The sequence below is a fragment of the Marinobacter sp. genome (assembly GCF_048259445.1).
Lineage (GTDB): Bacteria > Pseudomonadota > Gammaproteobacteria > Pseudomonadales > Oleiphilaceae > Marinobacter.
Map to the genome: position 1 here is coordinate 24,771 of NZ_JBLXHQ010000002.1, position 16,475 is coordinate 41,245.

A 16,475-nucleotide genomic window follows, 5' to 3' on the forward strand; every position below is an offset into this window, starting at 1 on the left:
CATAAAATCAACTAAGCTCGATCGTCTCTCCCCATCTTCAGCGGGGGTGCATTTTTCGAACGCGTTATCGCCTGATTAATCAAGGAAAATTACAATGAAAAAACTCAGTCTGAATACGCTGACGCTAAGCGTTTCGCTGGCCCTGGCCAGCACGGCTTTTGCATCCGACTTTACCGATATGGACCCGGTCACTTTACGCCTGGCCCATGTGGTCAACGAGCAGGACGGTTTTCATATTGCCGCCGTCAAATTTCAGGATTTGGTCGCAGAACGTACTGAAGGTGCGGTGAGCATTGAGCTTTACCCCAACGCTTCACTGGGTGACGAGCGCACCTTGCTCGAAGGCATGCAGATCGGCACCGTTGATATGGGCGTGATCACCAACGGCCCGGTCGCCAACTTTGTTGAAGAGATGGCGGTTTTCGAACTGCCGTTTCTGTTTCCCTCACCGCAAGCCGCATATGAAGTGCTCGATGGACCCATTGGCCAGGAACTGCTGGACAAGCTTTCTGAGGTTAACCTGAAAGGCCTAGCCTATGCCGAACGTGGCTTTCGCAACCTGACCAACAGCGAGCGCCCGGTCAACACGCCGGCCGACATGGACGGCCTGCGCATTCGCGTGATGGAAAACCCGGTGTATGTGGACACCTTCCGCGCTTTGGGCGCCAATGCTATTCCAATGGCATGGACGGAAGCCTTGACCGCCATGCAGCAAGGCACTATTGATGGGCAGGAAAACCCGGTTAACGTGGTTCACTCCTTCAAGCTCAACGAAACCCAGAATTATATGACTCTCTCGCGGCATACCTATGCCCCGGCCATATTCGTGATGGGCATGCCCGCGTGGAACAAGCTGCCTGAAGCAGCCCAGGAAGTGCTGGAGCAAGCCGCCCAGGAAGCCGCTGAGCATGAGCGCCAGGTAAATGCCGAGATGGCGTCGAAGCAACTGGAAGAACTCAGGGAAGCTGGTATGCAGATCAACGACGAACCAGACATCAAAGCTTTCCAGTCTGCAGTAAAGCCGGTTTACGAACAGTACGGCAAAAAGTTTGGTGATTACCTGCCACGCATTCAGGAGGCGCTCAAGTAAGTGACCACAGCACTTCAATCGCTGCTGAAACCGCTGAAACGGATTGAACACGGGCTGGATATGATTCTCCAGCCCGTGGTCTTTGCGGCCATGGCGGGATTGATCGGGGTGATTACCCTGCAGATTGTATCCCGTGTGCTGTTCAGCGCGGTGGGCTGGACAGAAGAGGTCAGCCGCTTTCTGCTGGTGTGGATAACCTTTCTGGCAGGCACTCTGGCGTTTCAGCGTGGCCGGCATATTGCCGTGACCTTTGCTGTGGACGCCCTGCCCTTGCGTCTGCGACAAGCCGCACGCATCGCTGCCACACTGGCAGTGCTGGCCTTCACCGTGGCACTGGTGGTGATTGGCTATCGCTACATGCAAGTTCAGAGTTTTCAGAAATCCGCATCCTTACGACTCTCCATGACCTACGTTTACGCCGTGATCCCGCTTACCGCCGCCCTGATGAGTTGGTATACCTTCATCGACTTGCTGGAGTTAATAATCAACGGCGAGCGTGTTGAGGACTCTGCTCCATGACACTGCTTCTGTTCGGGCTGTTTTTCGGGCTTATGCTTCTGGGCGTGCCTATTGCGCTGGCAATAGGTGCCAGCACCATGGTCGCGCTGAGCCAGGCAGGGGTGCCACTGATGGTGGTCACCCAGCAGATGTTTCAGGGCATCAACTCGTTTGCTCTGGTGGCTATTCCCATGTTTATTCTGGCCGGCGACCTGATGGCGCAAGGCAAGGTGAGCGAGAGGCTGGTCAACTTCGCAGACTCCCTCTTCGGTTTTCTCCGGGGAGGCTTGTCTTTAGTGTCGGTAATGGCAGGTATGTTCTTCGCTGCGATTTCAGGCTCCGGGGCAGCGACCACGGCAGCTGTAGGATCAAGCCTGGTGCCGGAACTACGCAAGAAAGGCTATGACCCTGCATCCGCCGCCAGCCTGATTGCGGCAAGCGGCACCCTCGGGGTGGTGATTCCGCCTTCTGTGCCCATGATTATCTATGCTGTGATTGCCCAGCAATCGGTAACCGAGCTGTTCCTGAACGGCTTTCTGCCGGGGCTGGCCATGGGGTTGGGGTTGATGGCGATTGCTATTACCCAGGCCTACAAGCGCCAGTACCCCAAAGGCACGCCGCTCTCTCTGCGCACCATCTGGCGTACGCTGAAAAGCGCAAGCTGGGGGCTGATGACACCCGTTATCATTCTGGGCGGTATATTTTCAGGCATCTTCACGCCCAGCGAAGCAGCGGTGGTGGCGGTCAACTACGCATTGCTGGTCTCGCTATTCATCTACCGCGATCTCCAGCTGAAAGATGTGTATCGCATTCTGATTCGTTCAGCCATTACCACTTCAGTGATCATGCTGGTGATCGCCACTTCGGCAGTGCTGAGCTGGACGCTCTCCAGCTGGCAGGTGCCCGGTGCCATTGCTCAGGCCGTGCTGTCTATCTCCACTAATCCTTATGTAATCATGCTGCTGGTGGTAGGGGTAATCCTGCTGACCGGAGTATTCATCGAAACCGCCAGTGCCTTGATCATTCTGACACCGGTTTTGCTGCCGCTGGTGCTTCAGCTGGGAATCGACCCGATCCATTTCGGCATAGTTATCGTAGTGGGATTGGCGATAGGCATGATCACCCCGCCGGTGGCGATCAACCTTTATATCGCCTCTTCTATCACGCAACTTCCGCTGGAGCGCATCACCCGGGCAATCGTTCCCTACTTGCTGACCTTGATCAGCGTATTGCTATTGATCGTGTACGTGCCGATTCTCGCTGGCTGGTCAGGGTCCTGACCAGCCGGGTATGCCCGGATTACTCATATTTTCATACACCACGATTCATAGTTGGGGCCGGGGCCGCGCTGAAGAGCAGCGAGGATTTTACAGGCTTTCGATATGTGCAACCATCCGCTTGCGCAGTGCCTCATCGGGCAGAGCGCCCATGGCGCCGCCCATATTATCAATCATATGTCGGGCTTTGCTGGTAGCAGGCGTGGCCGCCGTCACCACGGGGTGCGAGAGTACAAACTTCAGGAAGAACTGGGCCCAGGAGTACGCATCAAATTCGGCCGCCCAATCCGGTAGTTCCTTGCCTCTTACCTTGTCCCACAGGCGAGATCGGCCAAACGGCGCGTATATAAGCACCGCGATACCCTTATCTTTGGCAAGGGGCAAAATGCGCTCTTCCATGGTCAGGTTGTCGACGGCGTAATCAACACCGATGAAATCAATGGGCTCGCTCTTCATCACCGCTTCCAGGCCTTCATATTGGCGCTGGAAGGTAGTCGTCACGCCGGTGTAGCGTACCCGACCGTCGGCCCTAAGCTCCTTTAACAGGCCAAGCTGGTTAGGGATGTCTGCCATGTTATGGACCTGAATCAGGTCAATAGGTTTTTTGCCGACCCGCTCGAAGGAAGTTTCCACCTGGGCCCGGGCGTCGTCCATGTTAGCGGTACGGCCACCCCAGCCGGCTACGTTCAGTTTGGTAGCCCAGAACAACTTGTCGACAATGCCCAGTTCGTTGGCGATTTGCCCGGCGACTTCTTCAGACGCACCGTAGCTCGGCGCCGTGTCAAATACCGAACCGCCCTCTTTGACCAGGGCAGACAGCACTTCCCTCAAGGCCTCAAAATCCTCGTTTCGGGCGGTGCTGGAAAAACTGGCAGAACTGCCCAGGCCGATACCCGGCAGGCGTTCTCCTGTGGAAGGAATGGGGCGGGTGATCAGTTCCAGTTTGCGGTCTTCTGCCCACAACATGCCAGGCCGCATAGCGAGGCTGGCACCGGCCGCCATAGCCAGTTTGAGATAAGTACGACGGGATATCATGATGACACTCTCCTTTCTTGCTCTGCACTGGCTGACTCATAGGCAAGCGCCTTTTGTTTCTGGGATCGACCAAGCCAGAAGGCCAGAACTGCCCACATCAGGGCAAGCGGAACAGCAACAGCGGCAATGCCCGCAAGGCCCATTCCCAAACGGGCCAGAAGGCCTTCTGTCTGGGCGCCCACCACATCACCAGAGCGATATACAAAGGTATCGATAAACGCCTTGGCCTTGTATTTTTCCTCACGACTGGCAACGGTATAGAGGGTTTCCCGAGCGGGACGCATCAGTGCGCGCTGCACAGCCCTGAAGGAAGCCTCGAATACCACCAGGGCCGCAAAGGAACCCACCATCGCAACGCCGACAAAGCCCAGCGCAGCCGTCAGCGGAAGCAACGCCAGGGTTACCGAGACCCCGAGGCGCTTCATCAGATGGCCCGCCACCAGCGCTTGCATCACCAGAGTGGCAACCTGGGTTATCAGATCAATCCGGGCAAACAGGGTTGTGCGCAGGTCGGTGCTTTCTCCTATGGCTGCCACCATGTGCAGCCTGGTGAAGTAGATGAAAGTGGCCATCACGGCAAGAATCACCACGTAAGCGGCAATACCCATAAGGTAGCGGGAGCGACATACCGCCCGCAAACCTTCCCAGGCACTGCCGCCGATGCGGGCATGCTCGTCCACAGGAATAGGGTCTTCCGGGCTTTGGCGTTGTGACGGCGAATGGGGTTGCAGGCGGGTGAGAACCAGGGCGGCAACCAGCGCCAGAACCAGAAAGCCCGTGGCTACCAACAGAAGGGCCGGCGTGCCCAGTGGCTGCGCCAGACGCCCCGCCAGCCAGGGCCCGAAAATGGCGCCCAGAGTGCCTCCAACCGCAATCAACCCGAAGAACCGCTTACCCTGCTCAAACGAAAAACGATCCGCCATCAACGCCCAGAACACCATGGTTACAAACAGATTGAACACGCTGAACCATACGTAGAACACCTGGCCGGTGGTTACACCGATCACATTTGGCGTCAGCGTCATCAGGCCGTAGAAAACCAGCAGGCTGGCACTGAAAAACAGATAAGTTGCAGAGATGAACAAACGCCGGGGTAATTTGCTGACCAGCCAGCCAAACACCGGATTAACCGCCAGAGTAACCACCGCAGTGCCAATGAACAGCCAGCGAACCGTGTCGATGCCGCCCTGAATACCCAGTGCTTCACGGGCGGGCCGAAGCACCATCAACGCGGTCAGCACACAGAAAAAATACAGCACTGCCACAAAGACAGGCAGGATTTCATGTCGATGAAGGTTGAAGGCATTCTGGAATGGGTGCCGCATAGAGGGGGCCCTGGTGCCGGAGTGTCGCTGAACACAGATATGGATGTTAGCTGAGCATTACAATAAGAATAGTACCCCGTCTGAGGCATACAACTCTCTCAGCACTATTTGCACAACATCCGACCCTATGCTTGTATTAGCGTGGCGGGGCAATTGAATGGCTCAGCCATTGGCTCTATTGTCCGAAGCGGGATCACCCGATTCCGATTTTCCCAGGGAGAATTAAATGGATAGTTTGTTCAGCAGCTTAGGAAATGTCTTCGGCGGCCTGCTGAGCCTGATCTGGCTGATCATCGTTATTCTCGCCATCATTAGCGTTTCCAAAAGTGGCGCAGGAACCTTCGCCAAAGTATTCTGGATTATCCTGCTGGTATTCTTCCCCCTGGTCGGCTTGATCATCTGGTATCTGTTCGGTCCCAGGAGCTAGTAGTTTCAACAAGGTCCACCGAATGACAGGCAAAACCGACGGCGAGCAGCCACCCACACGCCAGACTCAAAAGTTTCTGCAATTCTCCCAACGGGTTTTACGCAACTTTCTGCGCAATCACGGCGTATTGCTCGCGGGCGGGGTTGGCTATAACGTGCTGCTGTCGGCAGTGCCTATGCTTGCTCTGCTGGCGGTCCTGCTTACCCGCGTGGTGAACGAAGAGCAGCTATTGGAAGTCATGGCGGTGCAGGCACAACACTTTGCCCCGGGGAATGCCAGCTTGCTGCTGGATGCGGTCCGCGCGTTCATGGATTCAAGAGACATTATCGGTATTGTCGGTTTGCCAGTAATGCTGTTCTTCAGTTCGTTTGCTTTTCGAATGCTGGAAGACTCCATTGCGATCATCTTCCATCGGCCAGACAATCCCCACCGCAGCTTCTGGGTGTCTGCCTTTCTACCTTACGCATTCATCCTTGTACTGGGTGCCGGTCTGCTCGCCCTCACCCTGCTGTTCAGCGTAATCAACGCACTGTACGAAGCCCCGGGGCTAACTCTGTACCTGGTCAGTTTCCTTGGTGTGTTTGTTCTGTTCAGCGCTATCTACAAGGTTCTGCCCATTGTGCGCATCTCGCCCCGGAGAGCCTTGGTGGGCGGCCTGGTTGCGGCCATTCTCTGGGAAACTACGCGCTTGCTGCTGATGTATTACTTCCTCAATATATCTTTCGTAAACGCAATCTATGGGTCCCTGGCCACAATCATCGTGATACTGATCAGCCTGGAAATTGCCTCTATAATTCTGTTGCTTGGCGCTCAGGTGATCGCGGAGCTGGAGCGAAGCGAGCGGCTAGGCTTGCCCTGGTATGTCTCTCCGGACTGAATACAGTGTCCAGAGGGGATTGATTGCGATACAGTTTCATGTTGGAAGAGAAACCCACGAACTCCAGGGAGTTTAAAAATGTTAAGTTCATCGGAAGGTAAGAAAGTCCCCGAGGTTACGTTTCCTATTCGCGTTGATAACGAGTGGAAATCGGTAACCACCAACGAGTTATTCAATGATCAAACGGTCGTTTTGTTCGCTTTGCCGGGCGCGTTTACACCTACCTGTTCAAGCACGCATTTGCCGCGATACAACGAGCTGGCACCGGTTTTCAAAGAGCTGGGTGTAGACCGGGTTATCTGCCTGTCGGTGAACGACCCATTCGTCATGCAGGCCTGGGCTGAAGATCAGCACGCTGACAACATCGAGTTTATTCCAGACGGCAACGGCGACTTTACCCGTGAAATAGGCATGCTGGTCAGTAAGAGCGAAATAGGATTTGGTGATCGCAGCTGGCGTTATTCAATGCTCGTCAAAAACGGCACCATCGAAAAGATGTTCATTGAACCGGACAAGCCTGGCGACCCGTTTGAAGTATCAGATGCCGACACAATGCTTCATTACATGAAGCCGGATGTGACCCTACCTGCACGGGTAAGCATTTTTACAAAGCCCGGATGCCCGCACTGTACCCGCGCCAAAACGCTGCTACAGAGCAAGGGTTACAAGTATGAAGAGATCAAACTGGGCGGCGCTGGCCTGTCATACAGCACATTGCAGGCAGTGACTGGAAAAGGCACAACCCCGCAGGTATTTATCGACGGCAAACTGGTTGGTGGCGCCGACGAACTCGAAGCCGCGATGGCCTTGCGCTGATCGCCTGACCAAGCTGAACTGAACTGCGCCTGAACAGAGATCGTTCAGGTGCAGTGTTCTGACAACTCAGTCATTATCATTCACACCCCTTACCCTTTAGAATAGTCGCCCCTGTAAGACCGAAAGACGACCAAAAGTCTCTTTGCTACCTAACCTGTGCGCGATTATTTGATGACTCACACACCCTCAAACGCTGCCGGTGTTTCGCCGCCAAGGCTGCTACAGCTGCTGGCCCGATCCGGAGCGCCGGTTGCTGACGAGCGACTACCCTGTTGCGGTGAAATGCTGGGGCGCCTGTTCGGGCTTTCAGACACCCTCGCCCTGGATTCGGCGATCGGGTTTCGGACCCGTCAACCCGGCATGGACCAGGGGCCTGCTATTGAACGAGTCATTCAGGAGCTAACCAACACTCGCAGGGCCCTGATACGCAAAATCAGAAGCTACGGCAGCGAAGTTGAACCCACCGATAGCCTGGAGTTCGAGCCCTACCTGAATGCATGGACCACCCTGCAGCGCAGGGTTGTCGCAGCCAGCCGTCAGCTTCGGGACAAAACCCGCAAGGTGATGAAAGAGTACAACCAGAACCTGGCCCGGTTGGCAGAACTGGATTCAGCGTTTGACCACGCCATGGCCGGTTACACCAGCCAGTGTTTTTCCCATATTCCCAAGGTACTGGAACAGCGGTTCCAGGCACTGGCGCCGGCACCAAAGGATCTTTCTGAACTTTCTGATGAAACAGGCATTGCACCCGAAGATTGGCTCCATCGTTACTGCGAAGAAGCGCAGAATCTTTTACTTGCTGAACTGGATGTTCGGCTGGAGCCAGTACTGGGGTTGCTTGAGGCATGCCACAACGAGGTAGCGAACTCTCCATGAGCAGATTTTTCTTCTTTTGCGCTTTTGCCATAGGCCTGGCGGTGGTGGCCTGGATTGGCCAGCGATTTCTCGGCTCGGACCTTCTGGCTCTCTCCGTTACAGCAATTATTGCAGTGGTGTACGCCCTGGGCTTTGTCGAATTGACAGGGTTTCGCCGTACCACCCGGCAGCTCGCAGAGCGGCTTGATGATGTCCCGCAAAACCGTGAACAGCTGGAAGGCTGGCTCTCTGGCCTGCCCGAACAAGTTCAGTTCGCCGTACAGAAGCGGATTGATGGTCATTTTGCCGCGCTGCCCAGCCCGCAGTTAACGCCCTATCTGGTCGGCCTGCTGGTTATGCTCGGTTTGCTGGGTACCTTTGCCGGTATGATTGTAACCCTGAGCGGTGCGGCGTCTGCGCTGGATGGCAGCACTGACCTTGGTGTAATTCGGGGTGCGCTTGCCGCCCCCATTGCCGGGCTCAGCCTGGCGTTTGGTACCTCCATTGCCGGCGTTGCGGCTTCCGCTATGCTGGGGCTGGCCTCTACCCTGAGCCGGCGTGAACGCTTACAGGTATCCCGCCAGCTGGACAAAACCCTGCGCCAGCGGCTGCACCACCTGTCGGCGGACTATCAGCGCCAGCGGGCCTTCCTCGCACTGGAATCACAGGCCACCGCCCTGCCCCAAATGGCTACGGCCATGGAATCCATGACTGCCCGTATGGAACAGCTGGGCCAGCAACTTGAGCAATCCCTGACCCGCAACCAGCAGGAATTCCACAACACCGTTGGTAGCCACTACCAGACGCTGGCGGACTCTGTTGCTCAGTCCCTTGAGAAAGCGCTGGAATCAAGCTCGCGCCTGAGTGCTGAGCGTATAGAGCCGATCGTGACCGAAGCCATGACAACCCTGCAGTCCAATGCCGGAAAGCTCCATGAAAACTGGTCTTCCGCCACCAGACAACAACTGGAGAAGCTTGCCGAAAGCTTCCAGGAAACCACCAGGCATGCGGGCGAAAACTGGCAGCAAAACCTTCTGGCTCAACAACAAGCCTCGGAAGCGCTGATAACCAACCTGCAGAGTAACTTGCAGGAATACCAATCCAGTCTTCGGGAAGAAAACGCAAAGCTCACCACCAACCAGCAACAAGGCCTGGACGCTCTCATCAACCGCATCACCGAGCAGCTCACCAAACTGCATGAACAGGAAGCAGCCAGGGGCGAAGCCGCCAACGACCGACTGGCTCAACTGGAAGCTGCTGTCACCAAACACCTGAATGAACTGGGCTCCGGGTTGGAAGCCCCCATGACCCGCCTGATAGAAACCGCATCGGAAACGCCGAAAGCCGCAGCACAGGTGATCTCCCAACTGCAAGGCGAGATGGCGCGCAACAGCGAGCGGGAAAACGAATTGCTGGAAGAGCGCCAGCGCCTGGTGCAGGAACTGGATAGCCTGCTTGAATCCCAACGCAGCAATGCAGACAGACAGCGCCAAGCGGTGGATTCCCTGATCAGCGGCGCTGGCGACACCCTCACAGGCATTAGCGAACGCTTCAACGCATTGATTCAGGAGCAAAGCCAGCAACTCGGCAAACTGGGTGAAGATATCACCGGTAGCAGCCAGGAAGTGGGCGCCCTCAGCGAAGCGTTCCTTGCCGCTGTGGAGCTGTTCAGCACTTCCAATTCCCAGTTGCAGGAAAGCCTGACCAACATTCAGAAAGCATTGGATAGCGCTGGCAGCCGCCACGATGAGCAACTGGCCTATTACGTCGCCCAGGCCCGTGAAGTGATCGACCTCTCGGTTTCGTCCCAGAAAGACGTGATTGATGCTGCTGCGGCCTTGATCTCCAGCCATGATGAGAACGCCGGAGCCAGCTGATGGAACACCTGGAAGACGGCGAACAACAATCCACCCCCATCTGGGCGATTTTCTCCGATCTGATGGCCGCACTGGTGGGTATTCTCGTGCTGATACTGGTGTGGGTCATCGGTGTTCAGGTGGAACTCAGCCAGTCTCTGGAGGATGAAAAAGCCAAGCGGGAAGCCGAGGAACAACGGCGCATTGCGCTTGAGCAGGCACTGGAAGATCCACTGACCAAAGGCCTGGTAACCTTTCAGAATGGCCGCATTGGCATTAGCGGCAACGTGCTGTTCGAGCTGAACTCGGATCAGTTACAGGCAGACGGCCTGGATGTGCTGGAGGCCCTGATAACCCCTCTGCAAACCTATCTGACTCAGCACGAAGAACTCTTGATGATCAGCGGGTTTACCGACGATCTACCCATGCACAGCGGCAACCGGTACCAGGACAACTGGGGGCTATCAGCGCAACGGGCCCTGACCGTCACCCGAACCTTAATGGAGCTGGGCCTGCCCAACGACAGGGTATTCGCCGCCGCGTTCGGCCCACACCACCCGGCCGTGCCGAATACAGATGCAGAATCCCGGGCCCGGAACCGGCGGGTGGAGATCAGTACAGTGCCCCTGGCCCCGGAAGCACTCGCAAGCGAAGAGGCCGGGGATTTATGACCGCAGCGGTGGAAATAGGCCCTTTGCACCCGCAACTGGAAGAACTACGGAGCTGCGGTGCAGATCAGATGAACCCGGCCCGCTTCCGCTATCTGGAGGCTCTGGCCCTGCGCCTTAGTGCGAAAGGCCTGCAGAAAAGCCGGCATTGGCAGAAGCTGGCGCAGGCTATTGCAGATTATCAGGCCAGCTACGAATCAACAGCACAGCCTTCAAAAACCGTTGAAGCACACTCCCCCTCACCGCTGTCCGATCTTCTGGCAAGGCTGAACCAGTCCCCGGATACGGCTGCAACGACAACGGCAAGCCGGTCTACGCTGGAACAACTGGTTTTCGGAGCACCCGAAGAAGGTTCGAGCCCGATACAACGCATGCCAGATACCGGCACTCGCCAGCCATTAAAAGCCATGACCAGAGCATATGCCGACCATGGCAAGCAAGCGCTGCAGGATCGTATCCGTCACGCCATCGAGCACGCACCCAAAGACGCCGGCCCGATAAACGCCCACCGCCTGGTAAGCCGGGCGCTGGCTGAAATGCAGAAGCTGTCGCCGGATTACCTGAACCGGTTTGTGAACTATACGGACACGCTGATGGCTTTGGAGCGGCTGAGGCGAAAGGGGTAGAACACCCGTTGGGTCTGCCAACCCTGAAGCAGGCTGAACTGCAGCAAGGGATTTGGACGCAGCTTTCGGCAAGCTCTGATTCAGTAAAGCCGTAATCGGGGGCTTCGACATCCCCCGATTACCGCCCGGCCCAATCTACAGTTATTGCGTTTCATTCACCAAAATGACTTTTCGATGCGGGAACGGAATCTCTATTCCAGCCTCATCGAGAGCTTTCTTGATTTGTTCGGGTACTGAGTAAAGCACAGCGAAATAATGCTCACCCTCGCAAAAAGGCCTGACCAGAAAGTCCACGGAACTGTTATTCAGGGTTTCAACTTCAACAAACGGTGCTGGGTCGGCGAGGACGTGCGGATGGTTCGCCAGTACACTGTCGATTACCTTGCGGGCCTCATCGATGCTTTCGTTGTAGGCAATACCAAAATGCATATCCACACCCCTCACAGGGTGGTGGGAATGGTTGGTAATCTGCTGCCCCCAGATCTGACTGTTGGGGATGATGATCTGCTGGTTATCGAACGTTTGCAGGATGGTGGTGAACATATCCACTTCCCTGACCTTTCCGAATTTACCTGCCGCGTCGATAAAGTCACCAACCTTGTAAGGGCGGAATATCAGTAGCATTACGCCAGCAGCAAGATTGGAAAGCGTGCCTTGCAATGCCAACCCTATGGCCAGACCGGCAGCACCAAGCAGAGCGATAATGGAGGCCGTCTGAACACCGAACCGATTCAGTACGGCGATACCCACAAAAGCCAGAATGGTATAACGCACAACACTGCCAAAGAACTTGAACAGGGTGTCGTCCAACTGATCGTAACTCATAGAAATACGAACAACTGATTTGTAGGCCTTACCAGCAAACCAGAAACCAATTATGAGAATGACCAGAGCCAACAGGATGTTGGTTGCCCAATCCAGAGCGGTGGGAAGGTACTGGTTGATATCCAGTTGATCGAGATAGTCCGTCATCATCTTGAGCTTCCTGTATGTTGAAGCTCATTAAAATAAATTAACTCTCAGGCACGCGCAACATGTCTTTCCCGGCCACTAGAGCAACACGCTAACCATACCCACACTGCTGACAACCAACAGCACTACGCCCAGCAGGCGGAAAAATACCGGTGTTTCGGCTTTCAGAATGCGCTCGTGAAAACGCAGCCCGACCACATGGCCTATGGCGGCGCAGGGTAACAACCACAGGTGATGAATCAACTGCAGATCAAGGCCCACCCAGATGAACGCCGCCAGCTTGATCAGTACCAGGATGAACCAAAGGCCAAACAGCGTATCGCGCAGCTTTTCCCGCGCCAGGTGCTGCGCCGCAACGGCAATAATCAGCGGCGCGCCTATCAGCGAGGTGCCGCTGATATAGCCACCAGCCATCAACAGGGCCACATCCACGCCTTTACTGTTACTGCGAAACGGCCGGTTAATGATGTACGACACCGAGTAGATGGCCACAATCACGAAAATAATCGCACTCAGTACATTGGGCGGCAGCGTAAACAGACCGAACACACCAATCAGCTTTGGCACCAGCATGATGCGCAGCATTCGCCACAGGTAGGGCCAGTCAACCGTACCTTCCGACGCGGTTGCGGCAACATCAGGCCCGAACCCGGTTAATTTCTGGCGACTCTTGCTATCTTTTTTGTCAGGACTGCGGCGATTGTTCGTCCAGATAGTCAGCGATGAAAACACCAACAGGTGCACGGCGATGATGGGCAGAAATACCAGCGGGTCGTCCTTCACCAGCAACAGGAATGGCAACGACAGCACTGCCCCACCGAAGCCCAGACCGGAGCGCACGAAACCACTCCAGATAAAAATGAGTGCGATCAGGGCATACTGAATAAGGGAAAGATCTGACATAACATCCCGAGCAGTGAAAAAACCCGCCCAAGTTTAACGATTTTCTCACGGCTACGCAGGAACTATTCATTCGCCCGAATAAAGACTCAGTTGGTCCCAACGTTGTCACATACGACGACGTCGCGATCGATGGTTACACAGCGACAGGATTCCGTGCCAACAGCGTAGCAAACTGCAACTGGGCACCGTTATGCATAGTGCCCAAATCCTCGTTGTACTTAACCAGTTCCCATCCCTCGTAGGCCGTTCGCAGCTGCCCCGATTCAAGGGTAAACGGGAAGGGCACGGGGCATGGGTATTCCTGGGTGTTCATGGCGCAAACAATCAGATTATAGCCACCGGGCAGAGTGCGCTCTTGCATGTCCGTAATCACAGCGTCCACACGAGCCGGATCGAGAAACATCAAGGTTACTGTGCAGGCGATCAACCCATAATCTGCATCAAGCGCAGCATTATTGATGTCGTACACCTTCGCCTCAACATTTTCTATTTCCTCTTTGCTGACAATTTGCTTCAGCATATTGATAGCGCCAGGGTTGTTGTCAACGGCGGTTACGTCAAAGCCAAGCTGGCTCATGTATAACGCGTTACGACCGTTGGAACAGCCCATGTCGAGGGCTTTGCATGGCTCAATAACCTTGCACGCATCTACCAGTTCACTATGTGCAGGATTCAAGCCGTGCCGGCTATTCAGATCTGTTGACATGATATTCACTCGACTTTTAATTGAGGTATTAATTATACTTGTTTATGAGCTTACACCTCAATAATTCTGTCTGAGACAAACAGTGGTGGGTCGTATTCTTTCGGATAGGCACCCGGGTTGGCGAATACGCGAGTGCCTTCAACCTGAAGATCAACAGGCTCATGAACGTGGCCGTGAACCCATAGATCCATCTTTCCCATCAGTGCCCGCAAGTTCGAAGCGAAGGCTGGCGACAAGGCGTCTCCCTGATACTTTGGCGGAATACACTCAGGTAACGGCGCATGGTGGCTGATCACCACTCGCGGACCTGGGCTGGGTTCGCTTAGCGCCACCTCAAGCCAGGCAATGGCTTCTGCATGCAACATCTGGCTTTCCGCAGGACTGAATACCTCTCCCGCTGGTTGTTGGATGATGCGAAAATCCGGCATAAACGCCAGTGCGCGCCGCTCCGTCTCCACCGGGTCACAATTTGGTTGGCCATGATACAAACCGAAATCCGTCCACAGAGTGGTGCCGTGAAAACGCACGCCACCGATATCAACCGTCGCGTTATCAAGCAGATGAATACCGAAGTGCCTGGCTTCGGCAAGCAAAGCTTTGCGCGCCTCTGGCATGCTGGTTCCGTAGAACTCATGATTGCCGGGAACGTAGATAATCTCCTGCCCGGCAAATCGTTCCGCCGCCCAGGCAAGACCCTCCGCTGTACGATGGATGTCTCCGGCAAGGATAACTACATCCGCTGCCACTTCAGGCAGGTCGCGCCCCTCCTGAAAACACTCAACGTGCAAATCCGACAGTATTCGTAAGCGCAATCCTATCTCCTCGTGAAACTGGCGCTAACAACTCTCAGTTTTTTCAGCCCTTCAACTCGGGAAAATCCGTTTCGGCATAGGCATACTCGCCCTGCTCGCTGCTCGCAGCATGGGTGCGTAGCTCAACACGACGAATCTTGCCCGAGATGGTTTTGGGCAACTCGGCAAATTCTATCTGTCGAATCCGCATGTACGGCGCCATGCGTTCGCGGATGAACGCAAACAGAGCCTTTGCCGAATCCGGGCCTGGCTCGTAGTCCCTGCGCAGCACGATATAAGCCTTGGGCACGCTCAGCCGCACATCGTCGGGTGCGGGCACCACTGCCGCCTCGGCCACGGATTCGTGCTCGATGAGAATAGATTCCAGCTCAAACGGGCTGACGCGATAATCCGAACTCTTGAACACGTCGTCTGCGCGGCCGACGTACCAGTAATAACCATCGTCGTCGCGGCTGGCCACATCACCGGTGCGATAAAAGCCGCTGTGCAGTGCCTGAGCCATGCGCTCGGGGTCGTCGCGGTACTCTTTCATCAGCCCGAGTGGGCGCTGGTTGCGCACATCAATGGCGATTTCGCCTTCGGTGACTTCTTTGTCTTGCGGATCAAGCAATGTGATCTTGTAACCAGGCAAGGGCCGGCCCATGGAGCCGGATTTCATTTTCTGTGCCGGCGGATTGCCGATCTGGGCGGTGGTTTCAGTCTGGCCATAGCCGTCGCGAATGGTGAGGCCCCAGAGTTTTTCTACCCGTGCGATCACTTCCGGATTAAGCGGTTCACCCGCGCCGACCAGGCTCTTTAGCTTCACATCATAAGCCGCCAGATCTTCCTGGATAAGCATGCGCCATACAGTGGGGGGCGCACACAGGGAGGTCACGCCCTTGTCGGCGATCACTTTCAACGTAGCGACCGGATCGAAGCGTTCCTGGCGATAGATGAACACCGTGCAGCCGGCATCCCAGGGCGCAAAAAGGTTGGACCAGGCGTGCTTGGCCCAGCCGGGCGAACTGATATTGAAATGGATATCATCGGGCTGCAAACCGAGCCAGTACATGGTCGACAGCGAACCGACCGGATAACTTTGATGCGTGTGTAACACAAGCTTCGGCAGCGAGGTGGTACCCGACGTGAAATACAGCAGCATCGGGTCGGTGGCGTTGGTTACGCCTTCCGGCTTGAAACTCTTCTCGTAACCATAGGCGTCCTGGTAATTAACCCACTGTTCGCAAGGTTCACCAGCGACGATGCGGGTCAGCCCTTCTGCAACGCCCTCAAATTTCGGAACATGCTCATTGGTGGTTAGCACATGACTGACGCCGCCACGCCCCAACCGGTCGCCGAGATCCTTCTTCGATAGCAGCGTGCTGGCTGGAATAACGACAGCACCCAGCTTGATCGCCGCCAGCATCGTTTCCCAGAGTTCGATCACGTTATCGAGCATGATCAGCAGGGTGTCGCCGCGCCCCAACCCCTTATCACGCAGAAAGTTTGCTACCTGGTTGGAGTTCTGTCGCATCTGTTCGAAGCTGTAACGGAATTCGCTGCCGTCTTCATCTACCAGCCAGAGCGCGATCTTCTCATTGTCTTTGGCGTAATCATCGAACCAATCGAGCGCCCAATTAAACTCATTCAGCTCGGGCCAGTTAAAGGTTTCGTAGGCGCGGTCATAGTCTTCGCGCAGGTCCAGCAGTTGCTGACGAGCCGTCTTGAATGCGTCTGCCGATTGCATCGCTCT

General features: G+C 55.5%; 17 protein-coding genes. 10 read left to right on the top strand and 7 right to left on the bottom strand.

Annotated features, from left to right (window positions below; genetic code table 11):
* Positions 1 to 94: 94 nt before the first annotated feature.
* The 3 genes from ACN0RL_RS01500 to ACN0RL_RS01510 are packed head-to-tail and all read left to right on the top strand — an operon-like array spanning position 95 to position 2,868.
* Positions 95 to 1,090 carry a TRAP transporter substrate-binding protein gene (locus tag ACN0RL_RS01500; RefSeq protein WP_417512970.1) on the top strand — a complete coding sequence of 332 codons (996 nt, stop codon included), beginning with the start codon at positions 95 to 97 and terminating at the stop codon, positions 1,088 to 1,090.
* A complete protein-coding gene (locus ACN0RL_RS01505; RefSeq protein ID WP_417512972.1) occupies positions 1,091 to 1,609 on the top strand; it encodes a TRAP transporter small permease in 519 nt (172 codons plus the stop codon). It abuts the gene before it with no gap.
* Positions 1,606 to 2,868: a TRAP transporter large permease gene (locus ACN0RL_RS01510; RefSeq protein WP_417512974.1), complete on the top strand. Its 1,263-nt coding sequence runs from the start codon at positions 1,606 to 1,608 to the stop codon at positions 2,866 to 2,868. Before ACN0RL_RS01505 ends, ACN0RL_RS01510 begins: the two co-directional genes overlap by 4 nt.
* An 87-nt stretch (positions 2,869 to 2,955) precedes the next feature.
* On the opposite strand, the gene ACN0RL_RS01515 is transcribed toward ACN0RL_RS01510, so the two are convergent.
* Together ACN0RL_RS01515 and ACN0RL_RS01520 are read right to left on the bottom strand one after the other, a co-directional pair.
* Positions 2,956 to 3,900, bottom strand: coding sequence for an aldo/keto reductase (locus tag ACN0RL_RS01515; RefSeq protein WP_417512976.1), 945 nt, complete (start codon positions 3,898 to 3,900; stop codon positions 2,956 to 2,958).
* Positions 3,897 to 5,225, bottom strand: a complete 1,329-nt coding sequence (locus ACN0RL_RS01520; protein ID WP_417512978.1) for an NTP/NDP exchange transporter — start codon at positions 5,223 to 5,225, stop codon at positions 3,897 to 3,899. Before ACN0RL_RS01520 ends, ACN0RL_RS01515 begins: the two co-directional genes overlap by 4 nt.
* A gap of 226 nt (positions 5,226 to 5,451) precedes the next feature.
* Between ACN0RL_RS01520 and ACN0RL_RS01525 the strand changes: the two genes are divergently transcribed.
* From ACN0RL_RS01525 to ACN0RL_RS01555, 7 genes are all read left to right on the top strand, one after another.
* Positions 5,452 to 5,652 (top strand): PLDc N-terminal domain-containing protein, encoded by a 201-nt coding sequence (locus ACN0RL_RS01525; RefSeq protein WP_417512980.1) that lies wholly within the window; start codon positions 5,452 to 5,454, stop codon positions 5,650 to 5,652.
* Between the two features lie 22 nt (positions 5,653 to 5,674).
* On the top strand, positions 5,675 to 6,529 hold the full coding sequence (locus ACN0RL_RS01530; RefSeq protein ID WP_417512982.1) for a YihY/virulence factor BrkB family protein: 855 nt from the start codon (positions 5,675 to 5,677) through the stop codon (positions 6,527 to 6,529).
* 78 nt (positions 6,530 to 6,607) lie between these two features.
* Complete coding sequence (locus tag ACN0RL_RS01535) at positions 6,608 to 7,345, top strand: glutathione peroxidase (RefSeq protein ID WP_417512984.1); 738 nt, start codon at positions 6,608 to 6,610, stop codon at positions 7,343 to 7,345.
* A 171-nt stretch (positions 7,346 to 7,516) separates the two neighbouring features.
* The gene (locus ACN0RL_RS01540; RefSeq protein WP_417512986.1) at positions 7,517 to 8,221 is read left to right on the top strand and encodes a DUF3348 family protein; all 705 of its coding nucleotides are present in this window, start codon (positions 7,517 to 7,519) and stop codon (positions 8,219 to 8,221) included.
* Positions 8,218 to 10,077, top strand: a complete 1,860-nt coding sequence (locus tag ACN0RL_RS01545) for a DUF802 domain-containing protein (protein WP_417512988.1) — start codon at positions 8,218 to 8,220, stop codon at positions 10,075 to 10,077. The genes ACN0RL_RS01540 and ACN0RL_RS01545 overlap by 4 nt, the downstream gene beginning before the upstream one ends.
* Positions 10,077 to 10,727, top strand: a complete 651-nt coding sequence (locus ACN0RL_RS01550; protein ID WP_417512990.1) for an OmpA family protein — start codon at positions 10,077 to 10,079, stop codon at positions 10,725 to 10,727. Before ACN0RL_RS01545 ends, ACN0RL_RS01550 begins: the two co-directional genes overlap by 1 nt.
* Positions 10,724 to 11,350 (top strand): DUF2894 domain-containing protein, encoded by a 627-nt coding sequence (locus ACN0RL_RS01555; protein ID WP_417512992.1) that lies wholly within the window; start codon positions 10,724 to 10,726, stop codon positions 11,348 to 11,350. Before ACN0RL_RS01550 ends, ACN0RL_RS01555 begins: the two co-directional genes overlap by 4 nt.
* Before the next feature lie 141 nt (positions 11,351 to 11,491).
* Here ACN0RL_RS01555 and ACN0RL_RS01560 read toward each other — a convergent pair whose 3' ends face one another.
* The 5 genes from ACN0RL_RS01560 to ACN0RL_RS01580 form a co-directional block, all read right to left on the bottom strand.
* Positions 11,492 to 12,325, bottom strand: coding sequence for a mechanosensitive ion channel family protein (locus tag ACN0RL_RS01560; RefSeq protein ID WP_417512994.1), 834 nt, complete (start codon positions 12,323 to 12,325; stop codon positions 11,492 to 11,494).
* Between the two features lie 75 nt (positions 12,326 to 12,400).
* Positions 12,401 to 13,225: a TSUP family transporter gene (locus ACN0RL_RS01565; protein WP_417512996.1), complete on the bottom strand. Its 825-nt coding sequence runs from the start codon at positions 13,223 to 13,225 to the stop codon at positions 12,401 to 12,403.
* A gap of 133 nt (positions 13,226 to 13,358) precedes the next feature.
* Positions 13,359 to 13,931, bottom strand: a complete 573-nt coding sequence (gene tehB / locus ACN0RL_RS01570; RefSeq protein WP_417512998.1) for a tellurite resistance methyltransferase TehB — start codon at positions 13,929 to 13,931, stop codon at positions 13,359 to 13,361.
* 50 nt (positions 13,932 to 13,981) lie between these two features.
* A complete protein-coding gene (locus ACN0RL_RS01575; RefSeq protein WP_417513000.1) occupies positions 13,982 to 14,743 on the bottom strand; it encodes a metallophosphoesterase family protein in 762 nt (253 codons plus the stop codon).
* Positions 14,744 to 14,786: 43 nt separating this feature from the next.
* Positions 14,787 to 16,469 (bottom strand): AMP-binding protein, encoded by a 1,683-nt coding sequence (locus tag ACN0RL_RS01580; protein WP_417513002.1) that lies wholly within the window; start codon positions 16,467 to 16,469, stop codon positions 14,787 to 14,789.
* Between the last annotated feature and the right edge of the window lie 6 nt (positions 16,470 to 16,475).